This window comes from Clostridia bacterium (assembly GCA_017410375.1).
Classification (GTDB): domain Bacteria; phylum Bacillota; class Clostridia; order RGIG6154; family RGIG6154; genus RGIG6154.
In genome coordinates, this window is record JAFQQW010000043.1 from 1 (window position 1) to 7,808 (window position 7,808).

At 42.9% G+C, this 7,808-nt stretch carries 4 protein-coding genes; all 4 read left to right on the top strand.

Translation table 11 applies throughout. The annotated features are described in order from the left end of the window. The first annotated feature begins 407 nt into the window (after window positions 1–407). A complete protein-coding gene (locus tag IJE10_06125) occupies window positions 408–1,433 on the top strand; it encodes a YeiH family putative sulfate export transporter (protein MBQ2967678.1) in 1,026 nt (341 codons plus the stop codon). 128 nt (window positions 1,434–1,561) lie between these two features. Beyond that, a complete protein-coding gene (locus tag IJE10_06130; protein ID MBQ2967679.1) occupies window positions 1,562–4,132 on the top strand; it encodes an S-layer homology domain-containing protein in 2,571 nt (856 codons plus the stop codon). A 12-nt stretch (window positions 4,133–4,144) separates the two neighbouring features. Next, window positions 4,145–5,590, top strand: coding sequence for a hypothetical protein (locus IJE10_06135; protein ID MBQ2967680.1), 1,446 nt, complete (start codon window positions 4,145–4,147; stop codon window positions 5,588–5,590). Window positions 5,591–5,603: 13 nt separating this feature from the next. After that, window positions 5,604–7,553 (top strand): hypothetical protein, encoded by a 1,950-nt coding sequence (locus IJE10_06140; GenBank protein ID MBQ2967681.1) that lies wholly within the window; start codon window positions 5,604–5,606, stop codon window positions 7,551–7,553. The last annotated feature ends 255 nt before the right edge of the window (window positions 7,554–7,808 follow it).

Here is a 7,808-nt window from a genome sequence, read left to right on the forward strand (position 1 = left end):
AAGATATAATTGAGCGAAGCATAGCAAGAATACCGATGTATCAAGCACTCAATACCATTAAAATTGATACCAACGCCAAAAACGTGGCTATGATTGCCAATGAGATAAAGCTGTTGTAATACCGTCAAATTCCAATTTGTCAAACTGAATAATTACATTAAGGAGCTTTGAGCCTACGGGTTCAAAGCTCTATTTTTTAATGAATAGTGGGTATTGTTAAGAAGTATTGGCATTCAAATTTTAAATCAATGATAATTTTTGTTGAAATTGCCAAAAATGATGATTTTATTGTGGTTTTAAGGGATGTTAAAGCATCCGACAAATGCTAGACTATATAAAAGGTTTCGTTTTTTTACTTTACTTTTTGTAAGAAATATGATATAATCACCCTTTGAGGAGGCGTAACAATGAAAAACTTTTTAAAAACAGTATGGGGGATTCTTCCCGGTTTTTTAGTGGCATTCATCGTTGCTGTGTTTGCAAAATGGGTGGAGAGTCTGCTTCCTGTACATATCATCGGTGCATCTGTGATTGCGCTTTTTGTGGGCATGATTATCAACGCGTTCTGGCAGCCGAAGGTGTTAAAAGCAGGACTTAAATTTACCTCTAAGAAAATTTTAAAGTTTGCAATTATCTTACTTGGTGCATCTTTGAATGTGGGCGTTATTTTGTCGGTCGGTAAAATGTCGCTTATGGTTATGGCGTTTACCTTGCTTACCTGCTTTGGCGGTGGATATTTTATCGGCAAGGCATTAAAGCTTAATTGGAAGCTTTCCAATTTGATTTCGGCAGGAACCGGCATTTGCGGCGGATCTGCCATTGCGGCAATTGCTCCGGTTATTGATGCGGATGATACCGATGTTGCCTATGCGATGTCCGCGACCTTTTTGTTTGATATGGCGATGATTGTGCTGTTTCCGATTATGGGTGAAATGTTAAATCTTTCGGACGTGGCATATGGTTTATGGGCGGGGACTGCAGTAAACGATACCTCAAGCGTTGTGGCGGCAGGATATGCTTATTCCGAAGGGGCAGGCGACTTTGCCACCATGGTAAAGCTGACACGCACCCTTTCCATTATTCCGACCGTGCTGGTGTTTACGTTTATCAACATACGTTTGAAGCGCAAAAACAACATTGAAATGAAAAATGAAAAGAAAACCAATATCTGGAGTTTGTTTCCCTGGTTTATTGCAGGATTTCTGGCTTTGGCGACAATAAACAGTCTTGGGTTTATTCCTGAAACGGTTTCGGGCACAGTTAAGGATATAAGTAAATTTTTAATGGTTACCGCTCTTGCGGCAATCGGCCTGAATACCAGCTTTAAGGATATGAAAAAATCCGGTGTAAATCCCATGGTTCACGGGTTTATCATTTCTGCGTTGGTGGTTGTGGTTGCCATAGCGGTTGAGTGGTGCATGGGACTTGTATAAAATTTAAAAGAGATGCTTTGAAAAGCATCTCTTTTTTGCAAGAAATCGAAATTTTCGGACAAAAAAATCATTGTGTTTTTGCCGAAAAAATGGTATGCTATAAATAGAAACAAAAAAGGAGAGAGGATATGAAAAGATTTTTATGTTTTGTAATGATTTTCAGTATGCTCGGCGGTAGTGTTTTTGCATCGGATAATGCAAAGATGTCAAACGGTGAACAACTTTCTGTCGGTGTTGAACAGGGGCAGACTGTGCTCACTCTAAGCGGGCAGGCCGAAAATCCCGGGCAGGAGGTTGTGGTCAGGCTGTTAAAGCCGGGCGTTACGGCACTTACATCTGCAGATGATATTTTGTACCAGAAGCAAAGCACAACCGATGACAGTGGTGCTTTTGCGTTCCGTGTGCAAATTTCCAAAAATACACCAAGCGGTACGGTTTGCGGTGCAGTTTTGTATGAGGACGGCAAAAAGTCGGACTTTACTTTTGAGTACAAAAGCGGGTCGGACATTGAAGAGGCCTTTGATAAGCTGAAGCAGTTGCAAAATGTTGAAGAAGCGCAGGCTTTGATTGAAAAATATGCAAGCGAATGGGGAATGGACTTTTCGCTTTATACTGTGTTGGATGTAAATGGTAAAAAAGAGGCGGTTTCAAGCTATTTAAAATTCCGCGGTACGGATGAAGACCTTGCACAAGCAAAAGCAAGCTTTAAGGATGCAGTAAGTGCATCGGCACTCTGCAACTATTCGGGTGATTTTGACGATTTGCTGACAGGCACCCATGCCGAATATACCGGATTAAATCAAAATGAAGTGTATGTGAAGTTTGCTCCTCGTCTGGACATGAAACGGCTTGGGGAACGCATGAAATCACAAAGCTTTGCAAACGGTGCGGAAATTCAGACCAAATTCAGCACAGAAATTGCACTTTTGATGGTTGAAAAAGCACAAAGCTGGTTTGAGGTAAAAGAAGCTGTGGATGTTTTAGCACCGATTTTAGGCTTGGATAACAGTACATTCAACCAAAATCAGCAGGATATCGGAAATGTGCTTGTTGGAAATGTTTATACGGCAGAAAGCTTTAAAGAAGTGTTTGCGCAGGAAACACAGAAAATGCAGAGCGGTGTCCGCGTGGTGTTTGACGACGTGGTTTCCGAGACACTCTGGGCAAACAACAGCGTAAATGCCCTTTATGATATGGGGATTGTAAGCGGTACGAGTGATACCACTTTTGAACCGAACGGTAATGTAACCCGCGAACAGTTTGCAAAAATGCTGGTTTCTATGTTAGGGGATAACGAATTCGTAGCAGGAAACAGTTTTGCAGATGTTCCTGAAACCGAATGGTTTGCACCGTACGTTTCCACCGCAAAAGAAATCGGATTGGTAAACGGTGTGTCCCCGACAGAATTCGGTGTAGGACAAAACATCACCCGAGAGCAGATGGCGGCAATGATTTACCGTGCAGGAAACCTTCTGGGATATGTGCCGAACGGTACACCCAAATCCTTTACCGATGCGATATCCATCTCCGATTATGCAGTAGAAGCAATAAATGCCTTAACGGCGGGCGGTGTAATCAACGGTATGTCGGACGGGTCTTTTGCACCGTCTGCTACCGCAACCCGTGCAGAGGCGGCTTGCATGATTTATAACATGGTGCGTGCGGTAAAGCACAGCCCTGACAATCAGACGGGTCTTAGAATTTTAGCAGGCATTCATCCGATGGTCAGCTACATGGAAAATTTTGACTGGTTCACGGAAAAGGATTATAAGGTAAGAGATTTAGCTTCTGTACCCGGCTGGTATTTCGTGCCGAACGGAAATTCCTACATTTCGGTGGTGAAAGCACCCGCAGGAAAGACGGATAAAGTGCCGTCGAATGGGGAAGCAAATGATATGGCAGTAAGAATTCAGGCGGACAATTCTACCGCTAGTGCATTCTTTGATACAGAGCCGTTTTTCCTTTCGGAAAATACATACGGAAACCTGCATACAGAGATGAATCTGCATCTTTCTTCTCAAAACACATCCGAAAAATACAAGGTATTTAACTTGTCGTTCATGTCTTATGCGGTGTACGCAGGGTCAAAGGATGTGCCTTTTATCTATTTTGCAGGCAACGGCGGTGTGTATTATTACGATCAGAACCAAAAAGGCGTTCGCTGCGGCAGTTATCCGCAAAACACCTGGATGCATGTCGCACTCGATATGGATACGGTAAAAAAGACCTTTACGCTTTACATTGACGGTGTTGCAATTGCAGAAAATGTTCCGTTTTCCAATCCTGATGTGTACTGGGACGGTTCTGATCCGAACGCAGAGTTTCGGAAAATCCGTATGCGTGTGGGTGTCATGCCCGATTCGGCAGGGGTATCCAGTGCGTATTTAGATGACATTGTCTGGGCAATGAAAGCGGATGCACCGGCAATACTTCTGGACAAGGCGCAAAGCGATAACAGCCGTATTGTGCTTTCTGTTCCTGAAAATATGAATGCAGAATCGCTGGAATATATTACAGTTTCCGTAAACGGTACAAAGATACAGGCAAGCGGAACACTTCAAAAAGATACATACATTCTCACATTACCCTCGGCTCTTCAGAGCGGAGATGTGGCTGAAGTTACAATTGGGAAATGGGTTGGCACGCAAAATGGTGTTATAAACGGTACACCGCGCGTCTTGACCTATACAGTGCAGTAAGGAGGTGCAGACATGATGAAAAAAAGAATTTGTTTAGTTTTGGCTCTTATGCTTATAAGTGCAGTATTGCCCGTGTCTGCAAAGACAACCGTGCCGATGGTTGAGGCGATTTTAGGCTCGGGTGGCAGTGTGATTGCCGAAAACTTCAGCGGTAAGGATGCAAGTGGTGCGCCTGTGTTTTTGGACAAGGTATACTATAAAAACGATACAAGAAGTATGCCGGGCTGGGGCATGGTTGCAGAAAGCTCTGAAATCAAAGGTGTCGACGTAAGCACTTTAGGTGAAAAAGAGTATGTAATTCCGCTTGATGCTGAACAGTTGAAACAGGATATCGGTATCCGTTTCGGTGCAACGGCAGAGGGAACCAAGAACGCCGCGCTGGATGTGTGGAATATTCCGATTGAAAATATCCGCGGTGCGGACAAATATCGCATTGAATATAATGTATATCTCCATAATCCGGAGTTGGAAGAACCGTCAGGACTTTTGAGTGCTGTAATGTTCTATTCGCCGGATGTACAGAATGTAGACAAAACGGTCGGCTTGATTGGCTTTACCCGAACCGGCAAGGTGGTTAAAATTACCGATGTCTCCAAGAATAAGTTTGCAGATATCAAAGACGGTAACGGAAATTTAATAGAGTTTAAAAACGATTCCTGGCAGCATGTAGCCATTGATGTGGATAACAAAAACCAGACATATAGCTTCCGGTTAAACGGTACAGAGCTTTTGAAAAACGAAAAGCTTTCGGGTATTGTAAACCTGAATGCAGAAAGCGGTACCTACAGAGTTCGCTTTAATTTCCGTCCTTTTAAAGGTGACCTTGAGAGCTTTGTGGTGTTTGACGATGTTCTGTTTGTAAAGTATACCGAAGAGGGCTTAAAGCCGTATGTTTCGGTATTGCAGAACGGTTCGGAATCGGTTCAGGATGCAAACCGCTTTACAAGTCTTACAAAGTTTGTGGGCTTTACCGGTGTACAAAATGGCTCAGAGAGTAATGTAACGCTTTACGAGGCAGGAAAGCCTGTCAAGGCAGAAATTCAGAACCAAAATGGTGTTGTGCGAATCGGAAATGATTTTAAAGCAAAGACACCTTATACAGTAGAGTTTAATCGTTTTGCAAGCCCGGATGGCAAACAGTTTTTTGCGGAAAACATAAAAATACCGCTGTTTTGTCATATGGTAAGCGTGGATGACGCACAGATTACAGACAACACAGTGTCTTTAGCTGTTACAGCAGGCGAGAAAACCGAAGCTGTTGTTTCGGTTACATGCTACAATTCTGTGGGAGAAATGACAAACTGTGTGTTCAGCGAAGCATTGACGTTGGAAAAAGGCGCAACCGAGAAAATTTCGGTTTCGGATATTTCGATAGAAAACGGCGGAACGGTAGAGGTTTCTGTTTTGGAAAGTATTACAAATCCCATACCGCTTTGCCCGACAGTTACATTGAGATGAGGAGGAAAAGCGTATGAAAAAATTAGGTTTTATAGCAGGAATTGCGCTTTTGCTCCTGCTTGCCTTTGCGGTTTGCACAAATGCACAAACCATCGCCCATGACGGTAACATTTTGTATGAAGAAAGTAAAACCTACAGTGTAACGGTAAACGGTATCAAGATTCCGGTTCGTTCTGAAATTATTACGGGCGGTATTTTTGATGTTGCCATGTTTTCAGCAGATGAAGCATGTAATATTGAAATTACATCCTCTGTGGGCTTTGAAAAATACACCCTTGCACCCTCGGCATACAATGTGCAGGAGCAAATTGACGGAAATAAAATGACCTTTACCACAGACGGCCCGAAATATATGCTCTTAGAACAGGAAAACGGTCATTCTTTGCTGTTGATTGCAACCGTTCCCGAAACGGATATTCCGGATAAAAATGACCCGAATGTATTGTATTTTGGTCCCGGTGTGCATGAAGCAGGTGTCATCAATTTAAAGAGCAATCAGACTTTATACATTGCCTCGGGTGCGGTGGTTATCGGCAGAGTGCAGGGCATTGGCGTTGAAAACGTCAAGGTTCTGGGACGTGGTATTATTGAAGCGGAAAAGTATACCACGCCTCCATATCCCGGTTCAGATGATGCGGAACTTAACAAAGGCGTTTTCAGTAAAATGAACCAAAGAAAGGGTATTTTCTTTCAGAATAGTAAAAATGTGAAGGTGGACGGCGTAGGGCTTCGTAACGGCAAGGAATGGCAGTCTCTGTACTTAAATAACAAGGATTTTGAGATTTGCAACTTCAATACTATGGCAACAGGCAAAACCAACGATGGTATTGACATTGATACGGTAGAAAATTTTTATGTGCATGATAATTTTATCCTGTGCGGTGATGATGGCTTTGGCTGGCATGCCATGCGTGCAAGAGATACCAAAGAAGAACCCACAAGAAACGTGAAGGCTTATAACAACACCATTTACAATACCACCGCGGGTAACGGTATCCGTTTTGGTTCCTCCATGGAAACCAACCTCTGGGAAAATGTAGAGATTTATGACACCTATGTCTTAAAAACCAAGGGTAATGCGGTAATGTTTGACATCCAGGACTGGGCTTGGGTGAAAAACATACACATTGAAAATGTGTATGTGGAAACGGCACCTGTTCAAAATTTGTTGCATATTCAGATAATGTCAGGACCGTATAGTAATGATGTAGAGCTTAACTATTTTGTTGAAAAAGACGACTACCGCGGACATATTGACGGTGTAACCATAAAAAATATGTATGCAGAAGCCGGTTCGGGTGTAATTGTAACCGGTTGGGACAAAGACCATCTGGTTGAAAATGTGCATTTGGAAAACATTTGTATGGCAGGTGAACCGCTTCGGGATGTATCGCAGGTGTCAACCAATGAATTTGTACGAAACTTAACTGTTTCGGCAGGCTCGATGCCGAATGTATCAGATTCTTTCAGCGGTGTATTGAACAACAATTGGATAACACATCGTGGGAACTGGTATGTGTCGGATGGTAAGCTGGTGCAATCCGGCCAGGGCGGAAAAGCCTTGCTTCTCCGCAACGGTGCATATGAAAATGCGACTGTTTCTGCAGAGCTTGAAGCTAAAGAGGGACAAAGCGTAGGTGTTTTTGGCAGAATGCAGGATGACAACAACTATTATTTAGCGCGTATTAACGGCTTAAGCGGTGCTTTAGAGCTTTGTAAGGTGCAAAACGGAATGGTTTATGTGCTCGGTTCTTATGACGGTTCCAATGAGATTGGGAACACAGTTAAACTATTTTTGGCGGTTGATGGCGAAAAATTGTTCTGCGGTATAGATGGCAAGACTTTGGTTGAAGCAAGCGACACTTCATTCCAAAGAGGACGTACCGGCATCTACGGTTATAGCTGGTACCGAAACAAACCGTTTGTTTTCTCGGCGGATGACTTTGAAGTGAATCCAAAATAAAAAAGGGGATGTAAAAAAAGTCCGAACCGCAAAAACGCGAGTATAAAGGCAAACAAAGTTTATACAAACTTACAAGAACGACAGCAAATGAAGAAAACACGCAAAGTTTTGCGTGTTTTCTTTTGATAAATGCGTTTTTGCTATGAACAAACTTCGCCTCTCGACGTACCGCGTCGGTGCAAGAGCTTTTATATCGCAATCCACCTTATGGTGTTTTGCTCATTTTATACTCTGCACCTCCTTTTAGCCGAAAAG